This window comes from Oxalicibacterium solurbis (assembly GCF_014635845.1).
GTDB classification, from domain to species: Bacteria; Pseudomonadota; Gammaproteobacteria; order Burkholderiales; family Burkholderiaceae_D; genus Oxalicibacterium; species Oxalicibacterium solurbis.
The window spans coordinates 248,814-275,235 of the sequence record NZ_BMDP01000003.1; the positions used below are offsets into that span (position 1 = coordinate 248,814).

At 60.8% G+C, this 26,422-nt stretch carries 24 protein-coding genes, 3 tRNA genes and 2 pseudogenes; 13 read left to right on the plus strand and 16 right to left on the minus strand.

What is annotated here, in order from left to right; translation table 11 throughout:
- Positions 1 to 147 precede the first annotated feature (147 nt).
- Positions 148 to 978: an oxidoreductase gene (locus IEV40_RS11110; RefSeq protein WP_188421651.1), complete on the plus strand. Its 831-nt coding sequence runs from the start codon at positions 148 to 150 to the stop codon at positions 976 to 978.
- Positions 979 to 1,270: 292 nt separating this feature from the next.
- Here IEV40_RS11110 and IEV40_RS11115 read toward each other — a convergent pair.
- Positions 1,271 to 1,346, minus strand: a tRNA-Arg gene (locus IEV40_RS11115).
- Between the two features lie 204 nt (positions 1,347 to 1,550).
- Here IEV40_RS11115 and IEV40_RS11120 point away from each other — a divergent pair.
- Positions 1,551 to 2,114: a c-type cytochrome gene (locus IEV40_RS11120; RefSeq protein ID WP_188421653.1), complete on the plus strand. Its 564-nt coding sequence runs from the start codon at positions 1,551 to 1,553 to the stop codon at positions 2,112 to 2,114.
- 64 nt (positions 2,115 to 2,178) lie between these two features.
- Here IEV40_RS11120 and IEV40_RS11125 read toward each other — a convergent pair whose 3' ends face one another.
- The 9 genes from IEV40_RS11125 to pip all read right to left on the minus strand — a co-directional run bounded on the left by IEV40_RS11125 (position 2,179) and on the right by pip (position 8,491).
- On the minus strand, positions 2,179 to 2,598 hold the full coding sequence (locus IEV40_RS11125; protein ID WP_188421656.1) for a hypothetical protein: 420 nt from the start codon (positions 2,596 to 2,598) through the stop codon (positions 2,179 to 2,181).
- 15 nt (positions 2,599 to 2,613) lie between these two features.
- Positions 2,614 to 3,000 carry a phage holin family protein gene (locus IEV40_RS11130; protein WP_188421658.1) on the minus strand — a complete coding sequence of 129 codons (387 nt, stop codon included), beginning with the start codon at positions 2,998 to 3,000 and terminating at the stop codon, positions 2,614 to 2,616.
- Positions 3,001 to 3,016: 16 nt separating this feature from the next.
- The gene (locus IEV40_RS11135) at positions 3,017 to 3,319 is read right to left on the minus strand and encodes an ElaB/YgaM/YqjD family protein (RefSeq protein ID WP_188421660.1); all 303 of its coding nucleotides are present in this window, start codon (positions 3,317 to 3,319) and stop codon (positions 3,017 to 3,019) included.
- 201 nt (positions 3,320 to 3,520) lie between these two features.
- Positions 3,521 to 4,951, minus strand: a complete 1,431-nt coding sequence (locus tag IEV40_RS11140; protein ID WP_188421662.1) for a dihydrolipoyl dehydrogenase — start codon at positions 4,949 to 4,951, stop codon at positions 3,521 to 3,523.
- A gap of 48 nt (positions 4,952 to 4,999) precedes the next feature.
- The gene (locus IEV40_RS11145; RefSeq protein ID WP_229724078.1) at positions 5,000 to 5,482 is read right to left on the minus strand and encodes a hypothetical protein; all 483 of its coding nucleotides are present in this window, start codon (positions 5,480 to 5,482) and stop codon (positions 5,000 to 5,002) included.
- 133 nt (positions 5,483 to 5,615) lie between these two features.
- Positions 5,616 to 6,050 carry a hypothetical protein gene (locus tag IEV40_RS11150; protein ID WP_188421666.1) on the minus strand — a complete coding sequence of 145 codons (435 nt, stop codon included), beginning with the start codon at positions 6,048 to 6,050 and terminating at the stop codon, positions 5,616 to 5,618.
- Positions 6,051 to 6,132: 82 nt separating this feature from the next.
- Positions 6,133 to 6,933, minus strand: coding sequence for a YdcF family protein (locus tag IEV40_RS11155; RefSeq protein ID WP_188421668.1), 801 nt, complete (start codon positions 6,931 to 6,933; stop codon positions 6,133 to 6,135).
- A gap of 52 nt (positions 6,934 to 6,985) precedes the next feature.
- The gene (locus IEV40_RS11160) at positions 6,986 to 7,444 is read right to left on the minus strand and encodes a TonB family protein (RefSeq protein WP_188421670.1); all 459 of its coding nucleotides are present in this window, start codon (positions 7,442 to 7,444) and stop codon (positions 6,986 to 6,988) included.
- Positions 7,445 to 7,519: 75 nt separating this feature from the next.
- Positions 7,520 to 8,491, minus strand: a complete 972-nt coding sequence (gene pip, locus IEV40_RS11165) for a prolyl aminopeptidase (protein WP_188421672.1) — start codon at positions 8,489 to 8,491, stop codon at positions 7,520 to 7,522.
- A gap of 151 nt (positions 8,492 to 8,642) precedes the next feature.
- Between pip and IEV40_RS11170 the strand changes: the two genes are divergently transcribed.
- A complete protein-coding gene (locus IEV40_RS11170) occupies positions 8,643 to 9,794 on the plus strand; it encodes a mechanosensitive ion channel family protein (protein ID WP_188421674.1) in 1,152 nt (383 codons plus the stop codon).
- Here the strand turns inward: IEV40_RS11170 and IEV40_RS11175 are convergent.
- Positions 9,761 to 10,177: a PACE efflux transporter gene (locus IEV40_RS11175; protein WP_229724079.1), complete on the minus strand. Its 417-nt coding sequence runs from the start codon at positions 10,175 to 10,177 to the stop codon at positions 9,761 to 9,763. The two genes, IEV40_RS11170 and IEV40_RS11175, sit on opposite strands and share 34 nt — an antisense overlap.
- 202 nt (positions 10,178 to 10,379) lie before the next feature.
- Here IEV40_RS11175 and IEV40_RS11180 point away from each other — a divergent pair.
- Positions 10,380 to 10,455 (plus strand) — tRNA-Val (locus IEV40_RS11180).
- A 34-nt stretch (positions 10,456 to 10,489) separates the two neighbouring features.
- A tRNA-Asp gene (locus tag IEV40_RS11185) sits at positions 10,490 to 10,566 on the plus strand.
- Between the two features lie 71 nt (positions 10,567 to 10,637).
- Here the strand turns inward: IEV40_RS11185 and IEV40_RS11190 are convergent.
- Together IEV40_RS11190 and IEV40_RS11195 are read right to left on the minus strand one after the other, a co-directional pair.
- Positions 10,638 to 11,003, minus strand: coding sequence for a TonB-dependent receptor domain-containing protein (locus IEV40_RS11190; protein ID WP_229724080.1), 366 nt, complete (start codon positions 11,001 to 11,003; stop codon positions 10,638 to 10,640).
- A gap of 5 nt (positions 11,004 to 11,008) precedes the next feature.
- A complete protein-coding gene (locus tag IEV40_RS11195) occupies positions 11,009 to 12,811 on the minus strand; it encodes a TonB-dependent siderophore receptor (RefSeq protein WP_188421676.1) in 1,803 nt (600 codons plus the stop codon).
- 504 nt (positions 12,812 to 13,315) lie between these two features.
- Here IEV40_RS11195 and tkt point away from each other — a divergent pair.
- The 8 genes and pseudogenes from tkt to IEV40_RS14755 form a co-directional block, all read left to right on the plus strand.
- Complete coding sequence (gene tkt / locus IEV40_RS11200) at positions 13,316 to 15,400, plus strand: transketolase (protein ID WP_188421678.1); 2,085 nt, start codon at positions 13,316 to 13,318, stop codon at positions 15,398 to 15,400.
- On the plus strand, positions 15,397 to 16,551 hold the full coding sequence (tal, locus tag IEV40_RS11205; RefSeq protein WP_188421680.1) for a transaldolase: 1,155 nt from the start codon (positions 15,397 to 15,399) through the stop codon (positions 16,549 to 16,551). The genes tkt and tal overlap by 4 nt, the downstream gene beginning before the upstream one ends.
- A 13-nt stretch (positions 16,552 to 16,564) precedes the next feature.
- Positions 16,565 to 17,560, plus strand: a complete 996-nt coding sequence (gnd, locus tag IEV40_RS11210) for a phosphogluconate dehydrogenase (NAD(+)-dependent, decarboxylating) (RefSeq protein ID WP_188422388.1) — start codon at positions 16,565 to 16,567, stop codon at positions 17,558 to 17,560.
- The gene (zwf, locus tag IEV40_RS11215) at positions 17,557 to 19,071 is read left to right on the plus strand and encodes a glucose-6-phosphate dehydrogenase (protein ID WP_188421682.1); all 1,515 of its coding nucleotides are present in this window, start codon (positions 17,557 to 17,559) and stop codon (positions 19,069 to 19,071) included. Before gnd ends, zwf begins: the two co-directional genes overlap by 4 nt.
- A complete protein-coding gene (locus IEV40_RS11220; protein WP_188421684.1) occupies positions 19,068 to 19,883 on the plus strand; it encodes a Cof-type HAD-IIB family hydrolase in 816 nt (271 codons plus the stop codon). The genes zwf and IEV40_RS11220 overlap by 4 nt, the downstream gene beginning before the upstream one ends.
- The gene (rpe, locus tag IEV40_RS11225) at positions 19,880 to 20,560 is read left to right on the plus strand and encodes a ribulose-phosphate 3-epimerase (RefSeq protein ID WP_188421686.1); all 681 of its coding nucleotides are present in this window, start codon (positions 19,880 to 19,882) and stop codon (positions 20,558 to 20,560) included. Before IEV40_RS11220 ends, rpe begins: the two co-directional genes overlap by 4 nt.
- Positions 20,557 to 22,347, plus strand: a pseudogene (locus tag IEV40_RS11230) (glycoside hydrolase family 15 protein); the annotation flags it as partial. The gene rpe and the pseudogene IEV40_RS11230, both read left to right, overlap by 4 nt.
- Positions 22,348 to 22,425: 78 nt before the next feature.
- A pseudogene (locus tag IEV40_RS14755) lies at positions 22,426 to 22,929 on the plus strand (gluconokinase); the annotation flags it as partial.
- 12 nt (positions 22,930 to 22,941) lie between these two features.
- Here the strand turns inward: IEV40_RS14755 and IEV40_RS11235 are convergent.
- The 3 genes from IEV40_RS11235 to IEV40_RS11245 form a co-directional block, all read right to left on the minus strand.
- A complete protein-coding gene (locus tag IEV40_RS11235; protein ID WP_188421690.1) occupies positions 22,942 to 24,213 on the minus strand; it encodes a PepSY-associated TM helix domain-containing protein in 1,272 nt (423 codons plus the stop codon).
- 135 nt (positions 24,214 to 24,348) lie between these two features.
- The gene (locus IEV40_RS11240; protein WP_188421693.1) at positions 24,349 to 25,536 is read right to left on the minus strand and encodes an aromatic ring-hydroxylating oxygenase subunit alpha; all 1,188 of its coding nucleotides are present in this window, start codon (positions 25,534 to 25,536) and stop codon (positions 24,349 to 24,351) included.
- Positions 25,537 to 25,605: 69 nt separating this feature from the next.
- A complete protein-coding gene (locus tag IEV40_RS11245; RefSeq protein ID WP_188421696.1) occupies positions 25,606 to 26,415 on the minus strand; it encodes a siderophore ferric iron reductase in 810 nt (269 codons plus the stop codon).
- Between the last annotated feature and the right edge of the window lie 7 nt (positions 26,416 to 26,422).

Here is a 26,422-nt window from a genome sequence, read left to right on the forward strand (position 1 = left end):
TGTTCGTGAATGTGCGTGACGTCAGCGCTCTTCTTCATATCGCAACTGGATTCATAGAAATAGGCAATAAATACAGAAATTTAAGCCTGAAAATCCACCTCTCAGGAGATTAATGTACAACCTTCGTTGACTTCATTGGAGTTTTTCATGTCATCCAAGGTTCTACTCATCACCGGCGTCAGCAGCGGATTCGGACGAGCGCTGGCCCAGGAAGCGCTGGCAGCCGGCCATCGCGTCGTCGGCACTGTACGCAACGAACAGGCAAGGCAAGACTTCGCAAAGCTCGATCCGGCAAAAGCGATAGGCTGTGTGCTCGATGTCACCGACTTCGATGCCATCGACAGCGTCGTGCACGACATCGAGGCAAACGTCGGGCCGATCGACGTGCTGGTCAACAACGCCGGCTACGGGCACGAAGGCATCATGGAAGAATCGCCGCTGGCCGAGATGCGTCGGCAATTCGACGTAAACGTATTCGGCGCAGTCGCCATGACGAAGGCCGTGCTGCCCTATATGCGCAAACGCCGGCGCGGCCACATTCTCAACATCACATCGATGGGCGGTTTCATCACGATGCCCGGCATTGCCTATTACTGCGGCAGCAAGTTTGCGCTGGAAGGCATTTCCGAAGTGCTCGGCAAGGAAGTGAAACCTTTCGGCATCCACGTTACAGCCGTGGCGCCCGGCTCGTTCCGCACCGACTGGGCGGGTCGCTCGATGGCCCGCACGCCTCGTTCGATTTCCGACTACGACACACTGTTCGATCCGATCCGCCAAGCCCGCGAGGAAAAGAGCGGCAGGCAGCTTGGCGATCCGGTGAAAGCCGCACGTGCGATGCTCACCGTGATGGCCGCCGACAATCCGCCGTCGCATCTGCTGCTGGGGAGCGATGCACTGATGCTGGTACGCGAAAAACTGTCGGCACTGGCCGACGAAATCCAGGCGTGGGAAACAGTCACTCGCTCGACTGACGGATGAATGCTTTGACACGCATCGCCATGCCGTGAACATGGTTCAACATGGCGATACGAAAGGAAGCAACCAAGGCCAATGCCTCATGCCGAATACCGACATCGACGTGGATCTTCTTTTCAACTCGAACGTTCTTATTTTGAGACGAAAACTTGCCGCAACTGTGAAAGCGAAGTTACGTATAGGAAGAAGGAAGAAATCCCGCGACTACTTGTCCAAAATTTTCACCAAATCGGTTGAAATTTTTACCAAAATACTTTCGTCGACGACGAAAAGGCATCCAAGTATTGAATTGCATTGGCGCGGCTGGCGGGGATCGAACCCACGACCCTTGGCTTCGGAGGCCAATACTCTATCCACTGAGCTACAGCCGCGAGGGGAACAACTGAGGAGGCCTGAAGAATACCGTTTTTCTCTCTTTCCGTCCACGCAAAGCCATGTTTTCCCGCTCAACGACAATTATTTGTGACTATAATCAGTGGTTTGCCGAATCCGGCAAGGTAGAGCAGCAGCATCACCCGCGCGGATGGGAGTCCCGCGCCTTATAACGATTTCTAAAAATTGTAATGAGGGGAATAATGAGCGACGCACACCACGAAGGATCCGCAATCAAAACACCGAAGCAATTGATTCTGGCCGTCCTGGCCGGTTTTCTTGTCCCCATTGTCTGTATCGTCCTGCTAGTCGTCTATGTTACCAACGACAAGCAGACCGGCGCCGGCTCCGACGCCCTGACGCCGGAAGCCATTGCCCAGCGCATCAAGCCGGTCGCAGCCGAGGATTTCAATCTGAAGGATCCGAGCGCGCCGAAAGTATTGAAGTCTGCCGAAGAAGTCTACAAGGCGACCTGTGCCGCCTGCCACGCAGCCGGTGTGGCAGGTGCACCGAAACTCGGCGATGCCGCCGCCTGGAAGGCCCGCATCGCGGAAGGCTACGATACGCTGGCCAAACATGCGATCGAGGGCTTGCGTGCGATGCCGCCCAAGGGCGGCAATCCGGATCTGGACGATATCGAAGTCGAACGCGTGGTGGTGATGATGGCCAACGCCGCAGGTGCGAAGTTCAAGGAACCGGAAGTGCCTGCACCGAAAGCACCGGCAGAAGCGCCAGCCGGCGATGCTGCAGCGGCACCGGCCAAGTAATCTCCACATACGTGCAATGAAAAAGCCGACATCAGTCGGCTTTTTCATTTTCTACGTGCGGCAATCACAATTGCTCATGCCGGGCGACGTGTTCGTGCTTTTTCCTGCGGCGCGAGAACAGATACAGTCCCGCCCCCGCCGCACCGACCACGGCTGCACCGCGCAGCACAGGCTTCCACAATGAGCGTCGGGACAACAGCGAAACGCCGCTGATCACCAGCGGCAGCAGCTTCTGCAGCTTGGCGCCGGACAGACTGCGAAAATCGAGCAGATCGGAGAAATTCGCCAGTGCCGATTGTGCGCGTGCGCTGACCATGCCGACTGCCGTCTTCGCAATGGCGTCCGGTCCCATGTTGGCACGCACCACGCTTTTCGCATTGCCGACGGCAATTCGATAGGCGCGGCATTGCAGGATCAAACGCTCTTTCTGCTCGGCCAGCGTCTCGGTGCGGTTTCCCGGATCGTTCGGATCGCGATTCGTCATGCCGGATTCCTTCCGTTACAGCAGCGCATCATGATCCTTGCGCAGCTCTTCCATCGTCGCCGGCATCGACAGCTTGCCCTGCCGCAGCAACGAGCGCACATAGAACAGCATGCCGACGGCGACCGCCGTCGCGATCACGGCGATGATCAGCAGGATTTTCCAGCCCAGCGCAGGCCAGCTGAGGTACACGATCAGCACAGTCCAGTAAGCGACGGCAAACCATGCAGCGATGATACCGAGCACGAACAGGACCGCCAGCTTCAGTACATTGGTACGAATTTCCGCCAGCTCCAGTGCTGCGAGTTCGACCCGACTCACGATCAGGCCGAACATGTTGCGCCACAGGCTGGCCAAGCCGCTGATCAGCCCTTCCTGCGACGTACGCGGGTTTTGCTGTTCCATGAGGGACGGCAGCCGCTTACTTGCGCGAGACCAGCAAGCCGATCAGCAAACCGACGCCGGCCGAAATGGCGACGGCACGCCATGGATTTTCATGCACGTAGTCGTCGGTCTTCTCGGCGATTTCCTTGCCGGTTTCGATCGCAGCGGTCTGCACTTCCTGTGCCTTCACCACGGCGGAATCGAGCAGCTGCAGGCCGCGCGAGCGCAATTCGTCGGCGCGTTCGCCCGTGGCGCTGGCCGCTTCGCGGAACAGTTCCTGGGCATCCTTGACCAGAGCTTTCATATCGGTGCGTGTCGTTTTCAAAGTAGATGCTTTCATGTGAGGGCCTCTTTTTATTGAAATCAGTATCCGCCTCGGACGGTACTGCAGATTGAAATGCCGCTTCCGCGATTGCCGTCAGGCTCAGCCTCTGACAGCTGCAACCCTGTTTGGTTGCAGCACGTCATCAAAGTGGCGCTATGAAAGGTTTTACCACAGTCCGCCGCGCGCGAACAGGCGTTACCGCACACAAACGGGCAATCAGATGCCTGGCGTACAGTCCGAGCAATGCTCGATTTCATAGACCTGCTTCACCAGGTTTTCCTTCAGATCACGCAGGGCGGTCCGCACGCCTTCCTCGACCACCGGATGATAGAACGGCATGGCAAGCATGTCGTCCACCGTCATCTGCGCCTGACAAGCCCAAGCCAGCAGATGCGCAATGTGTTCCGCACGCGGCCCCACCATCTCGGCACCGAGGAAGCGATGCGTGCCGCGTTCGCCATAGACTTTCAGCATGCCGCGATTCTGCAACATGACGCGGCTGCGTCCCTGGTTTGCGAAGGAAACGTGCCCCGTCTGATACTGCTTCGGCTTCAGCGTCCGCGCGATCTGCCCGATAGCCATCACCTGCGGATCGGTAAAGGCGATCGCCATGGGAATACGCCGCAAACCAGCAGCCACGTGAGGATAGCGCGCAGCATTACTGCCGGCGATACGGCCTTCATCGGCCGCTTCGTGCAGCAACGGGCGGTCGCCATCGACGTCGCCGGCAATGAAGATTGTGCTGTCGCTGCACTGCATCGTTAACGGATCGAACCGGGGAATACCGCGATCGTCCAGCTGAAGGCCTGTATTTTCCAGACCCAACCCGGCGAGATTCGGTTTGCGGCCGGTCGCCGCCAGCACGTAACGATAATGTTCGGTGCGTTCGCGACCATCGGCATCGCGCGAATGCAATGTAACCTGATCATTCTCCGGCTGCGCCGAGACGATGGTGGCGCCGAGACGCAAATCCAGTTCATTACCAATGCAGGAAATTGCCGCCTGGTTGAGTTCATCGTCCGCAATCGATGCCAGCCTATCGCTGCGGCCGAATACGGCCACGCGCACGCCGAGCCGGTGCAGCGCCTGCCCCAGTTCCAGCCCGATCACGCCGGCGCCGACCACGGCGACCGATTCCGGCAGGTCGTCCCAGTCGAATACATCGTCGCTGACGAGTGCGCGATTGCCCAGTCCGTGCAACATATCCGGCACCGCTGGCGCGCTGCCGGTAGCGATCACCACGCGCGCCGCCTTGACCTGCACATCCTCTCCGACCTGCAGCGTATCGGCAGCGAGAAATCGCGCACGGCCGCGCAAGCGTTCGTCGGCAGCAATACCGTCGATGCTGTCGACGACGAAACCGACGAAGCGATCGCGCTCGGATTTAACCCGGCGCATGACGGCCCGGCCATCGATACGCACCTCGGCCTGCACGCCGAACGCATCGGCAGTCGCGGCGGCATGCGCAACATCCGCCGCCGAAATCAATAGTTTGCTCGGCATGCAGCCCACGCGCGCGCAGGTCGTGCCATAAGCGCCGCCCTCGATCAACAAGGCGCTGGCACCGCGCGCCTTGGCGGCGCGGAAGGCAGACAAGCCGGCACTGCCGGCACCGATCACTGCCACATCGACGTTTACGGTCTTCATCTTTCTCCTTCAACACGGGCGTGGCTCACGGCATAGCACCGCCGCACGTCATGCGTTGGCGATACGAAGTTCGGCAATGTCGGCAATGCTGCCGAGCTGGATCACGATAGGCTTGGCCGACAGACCGTTACGCATCGGCCGCCATGCAAACCGCCATTCCTTTTCGGCGGCGCGCTCCTTCGGCAGCGAGAACAGGCGTCCCAGCGGACTGGATGCGCCATAGGACATCGCCGCATCGATACCGGCCCAATTCGGCAGAATCTTCTGCACGGCACGGTGCAGGCGCTCGCCGAATGCCTCGGCATCATGCACGACCAGATAAGCCGTGCCATCGCGCTTGCCTTCGAACAATGCGCCGTCCCAGCTTTGCGCAAGACTCAGGATCAGGTAGTTGGCATCGTTGGCAGGGCTTGCCTGCAAAGGAGATTGCGGCGGTGGTACCAGACGGAATTCGCCCAGTGTCAGCGAACGTTCCAGTTCTGCACGTTCGGAAAAATAGAACAGCTTCGGTGGCCGTTTATCAGCAATCATGGAGAGCATCCCGTGAAAATGTCGCTCATCGACCAGAGCGATCATTTAAACAGAATCTGCAACGCGCAGCAAACCGCACGCGACAGGCTTCGAAAAAAAGCGGCCGCGCGGGCCGCCTTTCATGCAACTGTCGTCACTGGCTCGGCGCACGTACGCGCGTTTCGGAGCGTCCGCTCATTTCCGCTTCGCGCCGCTCGCGATCCATGCGCATTTCGGTATCGCGCCGTTCGCGTTCCGCGCGTTGCTGTTCATTGCGCTTGTTGGCATCGGTCGATGTACTCGTGCTGTTGCGCGTACCCGGCTTATTGACGCTCGGACGATTCACATTGTCCGGATTCAGCACCGCCCCGCCCGTTGCCCGTCCGGTGGCGGCACCGCCCGTGTTGCCGCTCATGCCGGCCGCACCTGCATTCGCACCCGCACCGACATTCGCTCCGGTTTGCGCACCGCCGGCTCCGACGTTGGCTCCTGCACCGACACCCACCCCGGCACTTTGCGCCAGGGCAATCGACGACACCGCGGCGAGCGCCACGAAAGAAAGAGAACGCATTGTCTTCTGTAAATCCATGACAGCTCCTTCGAAAAATGGAAAGGTCATGGTTGGAGAAGGCTGGCAAGCGGAGGTTCGCCGGAAAAGAAAATACTGTGTATCAGTGCGTTACAACAGAAGCCGTTGCATCGGGAGCGACATTGCGATGCCGCAATTGATACCAGACAAGACCGATCCACTCGTGCATTGCGTAGGAAGAACGTTGCAGCCAGACCGCCTTCGGCAGGAAATCGTCCGGCGTCCATCGTGCTGTCGTATAGAAAATCGTGGGAGCGGCCACCACATCCAGACCGGCTTCGCCGAAGATGCGTTTTGCCCGCTGCATATGCATGGTATCGGTCACCAGCAATATGCGTGCAATGCCTTCGGCCCGCAGCATGCGCGCCGAGAATTGTGCGTTCTCGGCCGTATTGTCCGATTCTTCTTCCAGCCATTTCACCGGAACCGAAAAGGTGCGCAAGGTGCGCGCGATGATTGCAGCTTCCGATTCCCTCGAGCCGTCCGGCCGACCACCGCTGGCAAGTATCGGCAAGCCTGTTTCGCGCTGCAATCGCGCGGCATAGCTTGCGCGTTGCAATGTCGCGGCGGAAAGAATGTCCTCACCGCCGTATTCAGGCGCATCGGCAATGCGGCCGCCGCCGAGCACGACGATCGCCTGCGCGCCTGTTGCCTGTGCCGATTGCAGCGGAGGATTCCACGCCTCCAGCGGCGCGATCAGCAATGTCGCGCCCATGCGCGTGCTGAGCAGAACAAGCAGCAACAGGGAGACGACCGATAGCAGCATGCCGCCGCGCGGCCAGCGGCGACGCAGCTTCAAGCCGAGCGCGCACAGCAATACCAGATTGAACGGCGGCAGCAGAATGGCGCTCGCCGTCGAGTTGATGATCCAGCCGATGCTCATCTGCCCTCTTGTCGTTCTTGTTTATGCATTGAAGATGAACACCATTACCGGATTACTCCCCCATCTGCGGTTCGGCAACGGTGCGCAACTGGAAACGTCCGTCGTTGTTGAACAGCCAGGTCTCCACCAAATCGACACGGCCATTGCGCAACAATGCGGCCGGCGGCTTGGGGAAAGGCGACGTCTTGCGCAAGGTAGTCAATGCCGTCGATTCCGTCACGCGGTCGCGGTTGGAACGCATGATCTCGCTGCGCACCAGCGAACCGTTGGCATCGACGACATAGCGTATGACCACGACCGAGCGCAGCAGCGCCTGCGGCCGCCCGATGAAGACATGGGTGGAATTGACTTGCGAAACACGTTGCGCAAGCGCCAACTTGTATTCGCCCAGCGAATCGGCAGCCGAGGTGCCATCCGCAGTGGTGCCCACTTGTTCATGCACGTTCAGGCCGCCACAGCCTGCGAGCGCCAGTACGGCACAGAAAGAAAGAAGCCGGAATCCTTTTTTCATCGTCATCTTGTTTATCGAGGAATGGAAGTTGTTCTGAAAGGACAGTAAAAACCGCATTTGATTGCAGCACCCATGCTAGTCGAAGCTGCGCTGCAAGCGGAACTGTTCCGTCGCCGCCACGAGCGCCGATGCCGTACCCGGCTCCAATGCCGCATGGCCGGCATCGGCAATCCATTGCAGCTTCGCCTGCGGCCATGCCTGATGCAATCGCCACGCTGCCGCCGGCGGACAAACCGCATCGTAGCGCCCTTGCACGATGATGGCCGGCAGATGACGGATGCGATCGATATCGCGTATCAATTGATCGTCATCGAAGAAACCCCGATGCAGAAAGTAATGTGCTTCCAGTCGGCCGATACCAAGTGCTACCGCATCGTCGCTGAACATATCCACCATCTCCGGCCTCGGCTTCAGGAACAGGCAGCTGCCTTCGTAACGGCTCCATGCGCGCGCAGCTTGCAGCGACACTTCGGCATCGTCACCGAACAGACGCCGCTGATAGGCATGCAGCAAGTCCCCGCGTTCTTCCGGCGGAATCGATGCGATGAAAGCGTCGTGCGCTTCCGGAAAGAAGGCGGCCATGCCATACAGGAACCAGTCGATTTCCTGCTGCGTGCACAGGAAGATGCCGCGCAGGATGAAACCGAGGCAGCGCTCCGGATGCGCCTGCCCGTAAGCCAGCGCCAGCGTACTGCCCCACGAACCGCCGAATACCAGCCACTGTTCGATGCCGAGCATGGTGCGCAAGGTCTCGATGTCTTCGATCAGCAATGCCGTCGTGTTGTCGCGCCATTCGCCAAGCGGCGTCGATTTGCCTGCACCGCGCTGGTCGAACAGAATGATGCGGTAATGCTGCGGATGGAAGAACTGGCGATGCACCGGAGAAATGCCGCCGCCCGGCCCGCCGTGCAGGAAAACCACCGGCAGACCGTCCGGATTGCCGCACTCTTCCCAATGCAGCGTATGCAATTCGCTGACCTGCAGCATGCCGCTGCGCAACGGTTGCACGGGCAGGAACAGCGGTGAGGCGGTGGCAGAATCGTCCATGGAGGCTCCGAAAGAGATGACGCGATTGTATCCAAGCTGATTGAGATGCGGTGCCTGGAATGCAGCAGCGTTCCGCAATGCAATACCGGCAACGAACTATTTTTGCCGCGCAAACTCTGTCATTACATTGCCGACTGCAAAGGAGGAGCCAATGAACGCATGGCAGGAATGGCTGCACAATTGGGCGCCGCTTGAAGACTGGCTGCAGGCATTGATCGTCGCCGCGCTCGGCTATCTGATTCTGAGTCTCGCTTCGCGTTTTCTCACGCGCCACATCACTGCGCTGTCGGAGCGCACGAGCAGCCGCGTCGACGACGTGATCGCCGCCGCGCTGGCCGGCACCAAGAATCTCCTGATCTTCCTGCTGGCCATCCTGATCGGCCTGCATACGATGGAATTCTCCGACAAGGCGGAAACCCGCCTGTCGCAGGCATTGGTGATCGTCGTCGGACTGCAGGTCGCGATCTGGCTCAATCGCGCCCTCAGCACATGGATGGAAAAGGTCGTCGACCCAAAAACCGATCCGGCGCTGCGCAACCGCGCGACCACCACGACCATGGTCTTTTTGCTGCGCCTGGCGATCATGCTGACCGTCCTGCTGGCCGTGCTGGCCAATCTCGGCGTCAACATCACGGCCTTCGTCGCCAGCCTCGGGATCGGCGGCATCGCAATCGCGCTGGCGCTGCAGACCATTCTCAGCGACCTGTTCGCGTCGCTGTCGATCGGACTGGACAAACCCTTCGAAGTCGGTGACTTCATCATCGTCGACGATCTGATGGGCACCGTCGAATACATCGGCGTGAAGACGACACGGCTGCGCAGCCTGAGTGGTGAACAGCTGATCCGCTCGAATGCGGAACTATTGAAATCCGCAATCCGCAATTACAAGCGCATGGCGGAACGGCGCGTGGTTTTTACCTTCGGCATCAAGTACGAAACACCGATCGACAAGGTTGCCGTCGTCGGCGGACTCGTGCGCGACGTCATCCTCGCCCAATCGCCGATCCGCTTCGATCGCGCGCATTTCTTCAAGTTCGGCACCAGCAGCCTGGACTTCGAGGTCGTCTATTACGTCCTTAGCCCCGACTACAACGTCTACATGGATATTCAACAGCAGATCAATCTGGAACTGATGCGCGCCTGCGCCGAGCGCGACATCGGCTTTGCCTATCCGAATATGGTGATGCAGCTTGCTCCCGCCACCGAATTGACCATGCGGCAACCGGATCTCACGCCATCTGCGGAAGCCGCCGAAACGACGCCCGAAGGTCAGCGCGACAACGGCGGGCGTTTTGCGAGGTGATGCCGGACGATATCGAAAATCCAGTTGTAGCAGAACGCGTAGACCATGAAGAAAACGGAAAACGTCAGGTCGAGCAGTAACGCATCGATCACCGAGATACCCAGCCACCACGCGGTCAGCGGCAAGGCAACGGCCATGAAGCAGGCTTCGAATCCCAGCGTGTGCAGCACGCGCATGCGCACCGTGCGGCGCCAGCCGAACTTGTGCTCGAACGCTTCATAGACGTGGTTGTATGCCATGTTGCACGCCATGGCGCACAACGCGAGGATCAGCGCCAGCGCGCCGAAATGCAGCATCTCCATGCCGAAGCCGTATGACATCAGCGGCACCAGGATGATCAACGCGAAGAATTCAAACAGGACGGCATGGACGATGCGCCGCAATAACGTGGTATTGATGACAATCTCGACAAGAACAAAAGGAAGGCCTCCATTATAGGAAACCGGCGCGATTCCAGCCGGTCACCCTTCGCGGCGAAGATTTACAAAAACGGAGTGACTTTTCCAGGAATGTGTTCTATACTTCTGGCCCTTCAGGCAGTGTTGGCCGACACCAACATCGTTTGACTGAGCAGGACATGTTTTCGGGTGCTTAGCTCAGTTGGTAGAGCGGCGCCCTTACAAGGCGTAGGTCGGGAGTTCGAGCCTCTCAGCACCCACCATCAGTCAGACAACCTGAAAAAGTTCACGCAGTTAGGAGTGGTAGTTCAGTTGGTTAGAATACCGGCCTGTCACGCCGGGGGTCGCGGGTTCGAGCCCCGTCCACTCCGCCAAATATAAAACGCCCGCACATGCGGGCGTTTTTCTTTTCCAGTCTTTCCGCCGTTACCGACAGAACCCGCCTCTAGAATTTCCTGCTCAGCGAAAGCAGGAAGGCTTGCGGTTCGCCATAGAAGCTCTGACGTCCGAACGAGGCGGCACCAATCTTCTCGTAATACTTTTTGTCGAACAGATTCGTCGCTGTCAGGCTGATCGTCATTTTCGGATCGAATTGATAGGCAATCTGGGCATCGACCAGCATATAGCCACCCTGGCTGACACGTATGCCGTTCGTCAAATCATAGATTTCGCTGATAGCCCGCAATCCCGCTCCTGCACTCCAGCGATTGAACATGCCATCCTGCCATGTATGTTTAGTCCACAGATTGAAATTATGTTTCGGCGTTGTCGAATTAAAAGTGGTTGCGGTATCAGTCACCGCCGCCTTCAATACTTTCAAATCCGTGTAGGCATAACCTGCGGTGATTTCCCAGCCCGGCCTGACCTGACCTGACCGCTGATTTCCGCTTCAAAGCCTTGACTACGCACCTTGCCGCCCGCAATCGATGCCGTTGGCTCACTCGGATCTGTGATCGCCCTGTCCTTGTCGATAATCTGAAAAATGGCCAGATGCGTATTGATACGCTTGTTCATCCACTCGCTGTTGATACCAAGTTCGATCTGCGATCCTGTACGCGGCGAGAGGATATTCTGATTTTTGTCTTGTGCAGACTGGCCTACAAAAGTTTCTGCATAACTTGCATACAACGAAGAATTTTTGTCGAGCGCATAAATCGCGGCAACCAATGGCTGGAATTTTGTACCCGGGTCGCTTCCCTTGCCTGGAACACCGGTAATCGGATTGCGCGCTTCAGTCTCGTATTTGCTGAATCGGCCACCAAGCAGGAAAGTCCAGTCGTCCATCGGTTTTAACTGCACCTGGCCATACAAGCCTTTTTGCGTCTGCTTGGTTTCCGAGTTGTAGGGACCAAGAGGCACTGCAGGAAGCGGCGTACCATAATCCGGATTGAAAATATTGAGCGAGGTCGGCCCCCCTGAACCGTACACGCTCATTGCTTCCTCTGTTGAATAGCTCGCGCCAAGCAACAGCTGGTGCTGTCTTCCGCCCAGTTCGAACGGCGTCGTCACATAGGCATCCAGATTGCGATTCCGTGTCTCGCGCTTGTAGTGCGACGTCTGCAGGTCAATAAAATTCGTACCGCCCACTGGTGTAGATGAGCGACCGCCGTAATATTCCATTTCGCGATCCACTTGCCGGGCCGTCACTTTCAGCAAACCGCCGTTATCAAGACGATGCTCAAGCTCGGCGAACATATCGCTGCTTTCGGTATCTTGATCATTGGAGTCCGTGCCGGCAAATGTCGCGCGTGAAAAATCGATCAATCGTCCATCTGCATGGGTCGGCAGCCCCTGATCGAGAACCGCATTGATCTTTTGCTTGGTTGCGCCAAGTGACAAGGTCGTACGCGATGTCAGATCGACTTCCAGCGTTCCGTAAAACAGCTCCTTGTCACTCTTGACGATATCGACGAAGGAATCGCGCTTGTCCGTCAAACCCACGATGCGGCCTCGCACCGTGCCGGATTCGTTCAACGCGCCTGTCACGTCGATTTCGGCCCGCTGGGCATCCCACGAACCGTACTGGAGGTTCGCGCTACCGCCGAGTTGTGCCTGTGCACGTTTGCGCGCCAGATTCACCGTTCCGCCGGGTTCGCCCGCCCCCTGCAACAGGCCGGCCGGTCCGCGCAGCAATTCGACACGGTCGTAGATCGCCGTATCGAAGCCGGTCGCATAGTTGCCGTCCTGGCTGATCGGTATGCCATCAAGCTGGATCGAGCCGATATTGAAGCCGCGAGACTGAATCGTATTGAAATTGCCGGCGCCATCGAAGCGCTGAATCGTCACGCCGGTCGTCTGCTTCAATGCATCCTCGATCGTCGTCAGGTTCTGATCGTCCAGTCGCTGACGCGTGACCACGCTGACGGAAAAAGGCGTCTCACGCAGCGACTGCGGCGTTTTCGTGCCGACTGTCACGGCGTGCGCGGCGTAGGAATCCGATTTCTCGGTGGTAGCGTCCAGGGTTGCCGTGACATTCACGGCCGGCAAGGTGGTAACCGCATTTCCCGCCGCATTTCCCGCCGCATCGGCGGGAGTGTCTTGTTGTTGCGCAAAGGCAGTGCTGGCCATTGCTGCGCAGGCAAGCGCAACGGCCAGCGGAAGGGATTTCCGATACAGCACAGTTTTTTCCTCTTGAATGGAACACTGGCTGACGGTTGCGGCTGGCTGGCGTTATGGATGATCAAATCGACGATTACAAATAGTAATAGATAATCATTCTCATTTACAAAGCATTTACATGGGCCGTCGCGAAACGGCAACGGAATAACCCATAACCGTATGCCGCTTGCGCTATCGATGCGCATTTCCAGATGCGAATACGCCCTGTCACATACACATCGTTCGGCGCACATCCGATGTGTCACAACGCACTGCGAAAACATGACGATCGGTCAAGACCTTGTGCAAAGCGGCCAGAACCATGCGCCTCAATTGGCGAACCATTCGCAACCTCGCTGTAATACTCACAAGGCATCGCATCATGCTGCGCCTTGCAGTGCGGGCGTCTTCCGCATTCGCTTGAACTCCCGAAATACCCCGTAGTCATACCTGCGTGTTCGTTGGCGGTCCGATATGTCATCCTCTTGATGCATGCCCCGCGAGCGGCAAATCGCGGAGCCCGGCATGAACTCACCTTCCCCTGCAGCGCCCTTCCGTGAAGACGGATCGGCGGAACGCCTTGCCATCGACACGATACGCACGCTGGCGATGGATGCGGTCCAACAGGCCAACTCCGGCCATCCCGGCACGCCGATGGCGCTCGCGCCTGTCGGCCATACCTTGTGGCGCGACTTCCTGCGCACCGATCCCGATGTCCCCGACTGGCCGAATCGCGACCGCTTCGTGCTGTCTGTCGGACATGCTTCCATGCTGCTGTACGCGCTGCTGCATCTGGCCGGCGTGAAGGAAATCGATGCGCACGGCAAAGCGACCGGCAAGCCGGCAGTCAGCCTCGACGACATCAAGCAATTCCGCCAGCTCGGCTCGAAGACGCCGGGCCATCCCGAATACCGGATGACGAGCGGCGTCGAAACCACCACCGGCCCGCTCGGCCAGGGCTGCGGCAATTCGGTCGGCATGGCGATCGCCGAACGTGCGCTGGCGGCACGCTTCAATCGCGACGGCTTCACCTTGTTCGATCACGATATCTATACGCTATGCGGCGACGGCGACATGATGGAAGGCATCTCCGGCGAAGCCGCGTCGATCGCCGGCCATCTGAAGCTGTCCAATCTGTGCTGGATCTACGACAGCAACCACATCAGTATCGAAGGCTCGACCGAACTCGCCTTTACCGAAGATGTCGGCAAGCGCTTCGAAGCCTACGGCTGGAACGTGCTGCACGTTGCCGATGCCAACGATACGCAGGCGATCGCCGATGCGCTGGCTGCATTCCGCAAGACCGACGACCGGCCGACCTTCATCGTCGTGCATTCCGTGATCGGCTGGGGCAGCCCGCGCGCCGGCAGCGCCAAGGCGCACGGCGAGGCGCTCGGCGAAGACAATGTGCGCGCCACCAAGAAAGCGTACGGCTGGCCGGAAGACGCGCAGTTCCTGGTGCCGAACGGCGTCGCCGAGGCATTTCACGATGCCGTCGCGCGTCGCGGCAAGGCGGCATGTGCGGAATGGCAGCAATTGTTCGAGCATTACCAGAATGCGTTTCCGGTGGAAGCGGCGGAATTCGAACTGCTGCGCGAAGGCAAACTGCCGCGGGGATGGGAACAGGACATTCCGGTATTCCCGCCGGATGAAAAAGGCATCGCATCGCGCGACGCCGGCGGCAAGGTATTGAACGCCATCGCGCCGCATGTGCCGATGCTGCTCGGCGGTGCGGCCGATCTGTCGCCCTCCACCAAGACCAATCTGACATTCGACGGTGCCGGCGCTTTCGAAGCGAATCAATACAGCGGACGCAACATGCATTTCGGCGTGCGCGAACATGCGATGGGCGCAATCGCCAACGGCATGGCACTCAGCTATCTGCGCTCCTACACCGGGACCTTTCTCGTCTTCGCCGATTACATGCGCGCGCCGATCCGGCTGGCGGCGATCATGGAACTGCCGGTGGTGTTCGTCTTCACGCACGATTCGATCGGCGTCGGTGAAGATGGCCCCACGCATCAGCCGATCGAACATCTGGCGACATTGCGCGCAATTCCCGGTCTCGACACGATCCGCCCCGCCGATGCCAACGAAACCGCCGTCGCCTGGCAGATCGCGCTCACGCATACGCATGAACCGACCGCGCTGATCCTGTCACGCCAGCCACTACCGACGATCGACCGCACACGGTTCGCGGCGGCTGACGGTTTGCGTCAGGGCGGCTATGTGCTGGCCGATTGCAACGGCACACCGCAACTGATCCTGATCGCAACCGGCAGCGAAGTCGCGCTGGCATTGCACGCCTATGAAAAACTGATGGCCGACGGCATTGCCGCGCGCGTGGTGTCGCTGCCGAGCTGGCATCTGTTCGAAAAACAGGACAAGGCTTATCGCGATCAGGTCCTGCCGCCGGCAGTCAAGGCGCGGCTCGCGATTGAGCAGGCCGGCGCACTCGGCTGGGACCGCTACGTCGGCGCCGACGGCGCGACGATCACGATGTCGACCTTCGGCGCATCGGCGCCGCTGGCCAAATTGCAGAAGAAGTTCGGCTTCACTGCCGACAATGTCTTGCAGGTCGCACGCAAACTGATGGAGGAACATGCATGAGCAAGCCACACAATCCATTGAACCAGCTGCACGAAGCCGGCCAGGCCGTGTGGCTCGATTTTCTCGACCGCAGCTTCCTCGCCGAAGGCGGCCTGCGCAAGCTGATCGCGGAAGACAGCCTGAGCGGCGTCACCTCCAATCCGTCGATCTTCGAAAAGGCGATGGGCCACGGCGATGCCTATGACGCCGGCTTCAAGGCAACGCTGGCGCAACTGGGCGACGGCACGACGGCAATGCAGTTATACGAAGCGCAGGCAGTGCGCGACATCCAGGCCGCGGCCGACGATCTGCGCCCGGTCTACGACCGGCTGCAAGGCAAGGATGGCTACGTCAGCATGGAAGTGTCGCCCGCCGCAGCCAACGATACGCAAGCCACGCTCGACGAAGCGCGGCATCTGTGGCACGCCGTCGATCGTCCCAACCTGATGATCAAGGTACCCGGTACGCAAGCCGGCGTGCCGGCCGTGCGGCAACTGATCGAGGAAGGCCTCAACATCAACATCACGCTGCTGTTTGCACGCGATGCCTACCAGGCCGTGGCCGAAGCCTACATGGCGGGTCTGGAAGCGCGCGTCAAGGCAGGCAAGCCGATCGACCGCATCGCCAGCGTCGCCAGCTTTTTCGTCAGCCGCATCGATACGCAGATTGACAAGAAAATCGACAGCCGCATCGAGGACGGCGATCCGCTCGGCGGCGCGCTGCTGCAATTGCGCGGCAAGGTGGCGATCGCCAACGCGAAACTGGCCTACGACTGGTACCGGCAATCGATACAGGGCGAGCGCTGGAAAAAACTCGCAGCGCAGGGGGCGATGCCGCAGCGCCTGCTGTGGGCTTCGACCGGCACCAAGGACCCGAGCTATTCACCCACGCTATATATCGAGACGCTGATCGGCTCCGATACCGTCAATACGATGCCGCAGAAAACCATGGATGCCTTCCGCGACGGCGGCAAGGTGGCGCCGACCCTGACGCAGGATGTCGACGAAGCGCAACGCATCCTCGACGAAACCGAACGCCTCGACCTCGATCTGGACGGCGTGACGACCGCATTGGTGGACGACGGCGTCACACAGTTCGCAGAAGCCTTCGACAAGCTGGTCGGCGCCGTTGACGCCAAACGCCAGTCCTTCCTCGCCAGCAAGACAAACTGAACGGAGCAACATGATGCAGATAGGAATGATCGGCCTCGGCCGCATGGGCAGCAATATCGCGCGCAGACTGATGCGCGGCGGCCACGACGTGACGGTGTACGACCTGAATAAGGAGGCCGTGACAACGCTTGCCGGCGAAGGGGCCACCACTGCATCGTCGCTGGAAGACATGGCAGGCAAACTCGCTGCGCCACGCGTCTTCTGGGTCATGCTGCCGGCCGGCGCACCGACAGAATCGACCGTCGAGCAGCTGACCGGATTGTGCAGTGCGGGCGACGTCATCATCGACGGCGGCAATTCGTTCTACAAGGATGATATCCGTCGCGCCGCATCGTGCAGGATGAAAGACATCCATTACGTGGACGTCGGCACTTCCGGCGGCGTCTGGGGACTGGAGCGCGGCTATTGCATGATGATCGGCGGCGGCAAGGAAACCGTCGACATGCTCGATCCGATTTTCGCCACGCTGGCACCAGGCTACGGCACCGTCACGCGCACGCCCGGGCGCGGCACCCTCGATTCGCGCGCCGAACACGGCTACATCCATGCCGGCCCGGCCGGCGCCGGACACTTCGTGAAGATGGTGCACAACGGCATCGAATACGGCCTGATGGCGGCGTATGCCGAAGGTTTCGACATCCTGCGCAACCGCGCCGCCGAACACCTGCCGGACGACCAGCGCTTCGATCTCAATCTGCCGGACATCGCCGAAGTCTGGCGGCGCGGCAGCGTCATCTCGTCGTGGCTGCTCGACCTGTCGGCCGCCGCCCTGGCCAAGGATCATGCGCTCGAAAAGTATGCCGGCAAGGTCGGCGACAGCGGCGAAGGCCAGTGGACGATCGACGCCGCGATGGAGGAAGCAGTGCCGGCCTACGTGTTGTCCTCCGCGCTGTTCGCACGCTATCGCAGCCGCGTGCACGATACCTTCGGCGACAAGCTGCTGTCGGCCATGCGCTTCGGCTTCGGCGGCCACGTCGAACTGCCGCTCAACGAACCGGGAGAAGAATGACGTCATCGACGACACACGCGCACAAGGCGCCGAAAGCGACACTGGTCATCTTCGGCATCAACGGCGATCTCAGCCATCGCCTGCTGATGCCATCGCTGATCAACATGACGGCCGACGGCCTGATCGGCGACGACCTGACGATACTCGGCATCGGCCGCGCCGAAGACGACGACGAGTCGCTGCGTCGCGGATTCGAAACCTTCAAGGGCGAAGCCGGCGGCGAAGGCGCGCTCGACATGCAGGCGCCGCGCATCCGCGATGCGTGGCAATCGCTGCGTTCGCGCCTGTTCTACCTGCGCGGCAATTTCGGCGATGCCGATCTGTACCAGCGACTGCATGCACGCTTCGACCAGACCGGCAACGGCAGTGCCGTTTTCTACCTCGCCACCGCGCCGCATTTCTTCGGCGACATCGTCGAACGGCTCGCAACAGCGGAACTGCTGGATGAAAGCAGCGGCTTCCGCCGTATCGCGATCGAAAAACCGTTCGGCCACGATCTGACATCGGCACGGGAATTGAATGCCCGCATCCTCACGCTGGCGCATGAAAATCAGCTTTATCGCATCGATCATTTCCTCGGCAAGGAAACGGTGCAGAACATCATGGTCGCGCGTTTCGCGAACACGATGATGGAAGCAGTGTGGAATCGAAACTACATCGACCATGTGCAGATCACCGCGGCGGAAACGGTCGGTGTCGGCACGCGCGGCGCTTTCTACAACGCCACCGGCGCACTGCGCGACATGGTGCCGAATCATCTGTTCCAGATTCTGGCAATGATCGCAATGGAACCGCCGAATTCGTTCGACGCCGAAGCGATCCGCAACGAAAAGGCCAAAGTATTTCGCGCCGTGCGCGGCCCGACGGACGAAACGGTCGCTGCCGATGCCGTGCGCGGCGTCTATACCGCAGGCAAGGTCGGCGGCAAGGAAGTCGGCGGCTATCGCGCCACACCCGACGTCGCGCCAGACAGCCGCACCGAGACCTATGCCGCGCTGAAGCTGGCGGTCGATAGCTGGCGCTGGGCCGGTGTGCCCTTCTACCTGCGTACCGGCAAGGCACTGGCACAACGCGACACCGAAGTCGTCGTGCATTTCAAGCCGGTACCGTTCGCGCAGTTCCAGGGAACCGGCGTGATTCTGCCGCCGGCCAATAAACTGGTCATCCAGTTGCAGCCGAACGCCGGCATCGCGATGGATCTCGTCGTCAAGCGCCCCGGCCCGGCAATCGAAACCGCACCGGTCCGCATGGATTTCTGCTACGGCGACACCTTCGACATCGCGCACGCGACCGGCTACGAAACGCTGATCTACGACATGCTGATCGGCGACCAGACCCTGTTCCAGCGTGCCGACGGCGTCGAGGCGGCATGGGCAGCATTGCAGCCGGTCATCGACGCATGGCAGGCAGCAGGCGAACCGCAGCCGTATGCCGCCGGCAGCGACGGTCCGCAGGCGGCGGACGAACTGATCGAACGCGACGGTCGCCAATGGCATCGGATCGGGCCATGACAGCCGCCGCCGACATCCGTCTGCTGGTATGCGATATCGACGGCACGCTGGTACGCCATGACAAATCGCTGCCGGACGCCAACGTCGCCGCGATCCGCCGGCTGATGGACAGCGGCGTGCCGGTGACGCTGATCAGCGCGCGGCCGCCCAGCGGCATGCTGTGGATCGCACAAGCGCTTGGCATTGCCGTTCCCTACGGCGCATTCAACGGCGGCACGCTGTTCGACAGCGACGGCGTGATCGGTGCGCCGCACCGCCTGCCGCCGGATGTCGCGGCGCGCATCCTGGCCATGCTGACGCAAGCCGGCGTCGATGCCTGGCTGTTTGCGCACACGCACTGGTATGCCACTGACGACCGCAATCCGCACGTGCCGCGCGAACGGCTGTCGTCGGGACTGGAACCGACGTTGCAGCGCGATCTGAGTGCGCTGTGCGACGAGGTCGACAAGATCGTCGGCGTCAGCGACGACGGCGCGTTGCTGCAATCGCTTGAAAGCGCGATACGGCAGGCAACCGCCGGCCATGCCACCGTTGCCTTGTCGCAGCTCTATTTTCTCGATGCCACCGCAGTGCTCGCCAACAAGGGCGACGGCGTGGCGCTACTGGCGAGAACGCTGAACGTTCCGCTCGATTGCGTAGCCGTCATCGGCGACATGCCCAACGATCTGCCGATGTTCGCGCGCGCCGGCCTGTCGATCGCGATGGGACAAGCGCCGGACGCGGTGCGCGCGGCGGCGGACTGGACCACCGAATCGAACGAACGCGACGGCGTCGCACTGGCGATCGATCGCCTGTTGCGGGAGCGCGGATGACGGCGCGCGATGGCGCGCCGATCCGGATCGCGGCTTCCGTACTGGCAGCCGATTTCGCGCGGCTCGGCGACGAAGTACACGCCGTCGATCGCGCCGGTGCCGACTGGATTCACGTGGACATCATGGACGGCCGCTTCGTGCCCGACATTTCGTTCGGCCCCGCCGTCGTCAAGGCGATCCGCGCCAGCACGGCCAAACCGTTGAACGTGCATTTGATGATCGTCGAACCGGAACGCGTGCTGGAACGTTATCGCGATGCCGGCGCCGACCACCTGCTGGTGCAGGCCGAACCGGGCTCGACCGTGCACCTGCATCGCGTGCTGTCGCAGGTACGCGCACTGGGCTGCAAGGCCGGCGTCGTCATCGATCCGGCCACGCCGGTCGCGTGGATAGAACATGTGCTGCATCTGGTCGATATCGTGCTGGTGATGACGGTCAATCCCGGCTACGGAGGCCAGGCCTTCCTGCCCGAGATGCTGCCCAAGATCGCGGCCCTGCGCACGCTGTGCCGGGAACGCGGCCTGCATCCGCATATCGAAGTGGATGGCGGGCAGGACCCGCGCACCGTGCGACAGACCGTCGAAGCCGGTGCGGACGTGATCGTCGCCGGCACCGCCATTTTCGGCCAACCCGACTACGCGCAGGCGATCGCCGCCATGCGCAATGCATCCTCATGAAAAAGACCGCAAGAAAGCAGAACCGCCCCGCCCGCCCGATCGAAGATTACGCTCTGATCGGCTCCACCAACAGCGCCGCGCTCGTCCATCGCAACGGCGACATCGAGTGGCTGTGCCTGCCGCGTTTCGATTCCAGCGCGATGTTCGCCAGCCTGCTGGGCGACGAAAAGAACGGGCGCTGGGGCATGCATGCGACCGACCGCAAGGCGCGCGTGAAACGCCGCTATCTGCCCGGCACCATGGTGCTGGAAACCACGATACACACACGCACCGGCAGCGCGACCGTTACCGATTTCATGGCCAAGCCCGGCCCCGACGGTACGCATGAAGTCATCCGCATCGTGCGCGGCGTACGCGGTCATGTCACGCTGCGTACCAATCTGCGCATCCGCTTCAATTACGGCGAATGGTGTCCGTGGGTGCGCCGCAAGGAGGGCGCGGTCTATGCAGTCGCCGGCCCGGACGCGGTGCGCATTACGTCGAGCGTGCCGCTGACCAATGAGGATTTCACCAGCGGCGCCGAATTCACCGTGCAGGCCGGACAGAGCGAATCGTTCTGCCTCGAATGGTATCCGTCGCACGAAAAGCCGGCGATCACGCGCAACCCTTTCGCGCTGCTGCAGCATACGACCGCGGAATGGCAGCGCTGGAGCGAACAATGCACTTACGAAGGCGAATTCCATGAAGAAGTAATGCGCTCTCTGCTGACACTGAAGGCGCTCACCTATGAGCCGACCGGTGGCATTGTCGCCGCGCCGACCACCTCGCTACCCGAACAACTCAACGGCGAACGTAACTGGGATTATCGCTATTGCTGGCTGCGTGATGCCGCATTGACGCTCTACGCGCTGATTGGCTCCGGTTACCTACAGGAAGCCAGCGCCTGGCGCTGGTGGCTGATGCGCGCGGTCGGCGGTTCGCCGGAGGAAGTGCAGATCATGTACGGCCTGCACGGCGAACGCCAACTGACCGAAATCGAACTGGGCTGGCTGTCCGGCTATGAAGGCAACCGGCCGGTGCGCATCGGCAACGGTGCGCATTCGCAGCGCCAGCTCGACGTGTTCGGCTCTGTCATCGCCGCCTTCTACGCCTCGCGCCGTGCCGGGCTGGAAGACATGGACAAGACCTGGTCGCTCGAATGCGCGATCATCCGGCAGCTGACAACGCTATGGAGGGAGCCGGATTGCAGTTTGTGGGAAATGCGCGGCGATCTGCGGCATTTCGTGCACTCCAAGATCATGTGCTGGCTCGCTTTCGACCGCATGATTGCCAGCGCCGAAGAATTCGGACTCGACGGCCCGGTGGACGAATGGCGGCAGGTGCGCGATGAAATTCATGCCGACGTGTGCGAGCACGGCTACGATGCCGAGACCAATTCCTTCGTCCAGTACTACGGCGGCAAGGCCGTCGATGCCGCACTGCTGATGATGCCGCTGATCGGCTTTCTGCCGGCTCACGATCCGCGCGTCGAAGGTACCGTCGCCCGCATCGAGCGCGAACTGCTGATCGACGGACTCGTCTATCGCTATCTGACCGCAGGCGGTGTCGACGGTCTGCATGGCGAGGAAGGCGCGTTTCTCGCATGCAGTTTCTGGCTGGCCAACGTCTACGTCACGATGGGCAAGGTGCGCAAGGCGAAGTCACTATTCAAGCGCCTGCTTGTACTCGGCAACGATCTCGATCTGTTTGCAGAAGAGTACGATCCGGTGCACAAGCGACAGCTTGGCAATTTCCCGCAGGCTTTCTCGCACATCGGCTTGATCAATACCGCACATGCGATGACAGCGACAACCGGCGGCGCCTGGGAACTGGCTGACTACGATGGCAAACTCGGCGCCCGCAAACCGATCATCATGGTAATCATCGGCGTTTCTGCCTCCGGCAAATCGACCGTCGGCAAGGCGCTGGCCGAGCATCTCGGTTGTCCGTTCGAAGATGGCGACGACCTGCATCCGGCCGCAAATGTCCGCAAGATGATGTCGGGGGAGCCGTTGAACGATGCCGACCGTGCGCCTTGGCTCGAACGCGTCGGCGACTGGATCGAAGGGCATGTCGATGAAGGTAGCGACGGCGTGATCGCCTGCTCCGCACTAAAGCGCGCCTATCGACAGCAATTGTGCAAGCGCTACCCCAATTTGCGTTTCGTCTTGCTGGCACCTGGTGTAAGCGAACTGCGTCGCCGGCTGCGTGCACGCAAGGGGCATTTCATGCCGCCGTCATTGCTGGGAAGCCAGTTGCGCACACTGGAAAAACCGACCGCGGCAGAACCCGCTCTGACCATCGAAGGCACGCACGACATCGATGAAACCTGCCTGCAGATCATGTCGTGGATCGTCGCTACCACGCCCGGCCTGCAATCAGAACGATGAAGCGCATAATGCCTACATCGTGCGCGCCATGTCGGTGACGATTGCCGTGCGTTCGTGCTGCACCAAGGCGCGCGCACGCGATTTCCGCCACCAGATGACGATACCCGTCAGCGACAGCATTACTACCAGCAAGCCGACGATGGACATCAGGATGCGGCCCGGCATGCCGAGAATGCGGCCGGAATGCAGCGGGAACTGCAGTTGCACGAAGACATCGGCCGCCGATCCCTCCCATGGCGTGCGGTCGCCCAGCAGCCGGCCATCCTTGCCGTCGAAATAAAGCGTCTTGACGCTCATGCCGCCGTCCTCATGATCCATGCCGGGATGGAAGAAGTTGATCGCCAGCACGGTGAAATTGTCGCTGTAGAACACGCTGCCGGCCGGCTCCTGCCAGCCGCGCCGCTGCGCTTCCGTGCGTCCCATGTCGAACAGCTGCTGCCAGCCGACGGTCGGTTCGACCGGCCGGTGCAGCGGCGTCGGCGCGCGCGTCTCGAACGGGCCGGGCGTAGTCTGCGATACCAGCGACATCGCCGGATAGAACACTTCGCGATACAGGTTCATCGAGAACGACGTGAAAGCAACGGTGATCAGGATGCCCCAGATCCACAATCCGCCGGCACGATGCAGATCGAAGTTCAGGCGATAGCCGCCGCTCTGCATGCGCACCAGCCATGAAGGCCGCCAGCGCTGCCACCAGCTTTTGCCGTTCTTGCCATTCTTGCCGTTGACCGCGCGTGCCCGCCCCGGCAACGTCAGGTAAAACCCGATGAAGGTATCGATCAGCCACACCAGCGCGACGATGCCCATCAGCCACACGCCCCACTGGTCGGTGCCGCGCCACTCCGGCAGGTGCAGGCTGTAGTGCAGCTTGTAGAGGAAGGACATCAGGTGTTCCGGATGTAGCGATACCTTGCCCCACAGCCGCTTGCCAACGATCTCGCCGCTCACCGGATCGACGAATACATGGTCGTAGCCGAGTTCGTAGCGGCGGCCGGTTTCCGGATTCAGGCGTGCATCGACCCAGATTTCGGCGTTGTGGCCGGCTTCGTGCGAAAGCGGAAACAGGCTGACGCGCGCCCGCGGATCGCTGCGCTCGACGATGTCGACCAGTTGCAGCGGCGTCAACGGTTCGCCGGTGCTTTGCGTCTCGAACAGGTGCGGATTCAGCCACTCGTCGATCTCGTGATCCCAGGAAATGATTGCCCCGGTCAGGCCGGAAACCAGCAGGAAGGCCGCGACCGACAGGCCGAACCAGCGATGAAGGACGACGAAGATCGCGCGCATGGGAAATGGGTAGAAAGGTTGATCGGGCAGGCGGCGCACACACAATTGCTGCAACATTGCCTCTGCGCAAGCGCTACGGCTGCATTCACAGATGCGCCGGCGCATCTGAAGTAGACGCACGAGCCGCCAAAAACCCTAGGTCGCTCCCTGCAGCGGCGTCTGTCCGTGGATGTCGAGCGCGGCATCCCCCATCATGCGGCGGTACCACGCATGGAAATGCCACATGCCATCCTCCAGCGGCGATTGATACGGCCCGGCATCCGTCGTGCGCTGCTTCAGCAGTGCCAGACGGCCGGCATCCATGCGCTCGGCGATCTCGTCGTCTTCTACCACGGTTTCCATGTAGGCGGCGCGCTGCGCCTCGACGAACTCGCGCTCGAAGGCCGCGATGTCATCCGGGTAATAGAATTCCACCACGTTCACCGTATGCTGCGGCCCCTGCGGATACAGCGTCGACAGCACCAGCACATGCGGATACAGCTCGATCATGTGTGTCGGGAAATACGTGACCCAGATCGCACCGAAATCCGGTGCGCTGCCGTCGCGGTAGGCCAGCAGGCGATCGTGCCATGCGCGGTAGACGTCGGAACCCGGCGCACCCAACGCCTGATGCACGCCGACGCGCTGCATGCTGTACCACTCGCTCCATTCCCACTGCAGCGCATCGCAACTGACGAAGCTGCCCAGGCCGGGATGGAACGGCTCGACATGGTAGTCCTCCAGGTACACCTCGATGAAGGTCTTCCAGTTGTAATGGCAATCGTGCACTTCGACATGATCCAGCACATAATCGGAGAAATCGAATTCCGGCCGTGCGAACAATGACGCCATGTCCTGCGCCGGATCGCGCCGGCCTTCGAACAGCAGGCCGTGGCAATGCCGCAGCGGAAACGTCTGCAGATTGCGGCAGGGTTTTTGCTCGAAATGCGGCGCGCCCAGCAGGGCGCCGCCGCTGTCGTAAGTCCAGCGATGCAGCGGGCAGACGATATTGCCGCCGCTGGCCGACAGGTTGCCGCGCATATTGGCACGGCCGCCGACGTCGCCCGTTTCTCCGCCGAGGATCAGCGCCTGGCGATGACGGCAAACATTGGAAATCAGCTCCACGCCGCCGGCATTGCGCACCAGCACGCGGCCACCTGCCTCATGCCGCAGGCGGCACCAGTCGCCGGGTTCCGGCACCGACTGTTCATGGCCGACATAGCGGGCGGCACGATCGAATATCAATGCCTGTTCGCGGGCGAACAAGGCATCGTCGAAATAGGCATGAACCGGCAACTGCGTCGCCGCCGGCAAGACATGTGAGGAACGTGCAATATCGTTCATCCGAATCTCCAGGGTGCGCGCCGCCATGCCGCAAAGCGGCAAACGACACACCAATATGAACGGAATCGATTACGCCGGTTGCGCCTGCAGCAGGCCGATGCGCGTATCGAGCGGAAGCTTCGGACAGGTGCTGCATTTCTCGCCATCATGGCGGCGGAAATGGTGGCAGCACACCTGCCGATCCAGGGCCAGACGGCCCGTACCATCGCGTGCGCGATAGGCGAAGAAGTCACAACTGCCGACGAGGTCCAGCATGGCCAGCCATGCCTGCCCATGGGCAATGAGTTCTTCAGCGCGAAGCGTCATGTCATGACGGCCGACCAGCAACAGCGCACCGAGTACGCACTCGGCCTGCAACCTGTCGGCCGCCATGCGATGCAGGCCGACCTTGGGCAGCAGCACGGCGCGCATCCTGTCGCAATAAATGCGTATTTCCTGCGCCGCCGTCCGCATCCGCAATTGCAAGTCGCCGGTGAGCGGCGCATGCGCCGGCAACCTGAATCCCTTGGGAACACCGGCCACCACCGGCTGCATCAGGCCGGACAAGTGCGGAACGGCCGGCGCCGCGTGAGCAGCGATTACCGCGAGATATACCGGCTGCCAGATCGCCAGCCCCCAGCAACGCAATGCAGCGTAATGCGCGCCGGCTTCCGGGTGGGCGTGTCGCCAATAGCGTGTCAATGCCGTGGCGACACGCAATGCCTCGTTCTCGTCGGACATGCTCGGCGCATCGCACAGCTCGCCACGAAAATCCGGCACGACATCCTGCACCAGCCGCAGTACCTGCGCCAGATCGGCGTCGGCAGATGGCAGGCCGCGCACGGCCATCTCGCATGTCGCCCCACAACCAAGGTGCGAACCGGCGCGCGCGTCGTGCATGCCGTTC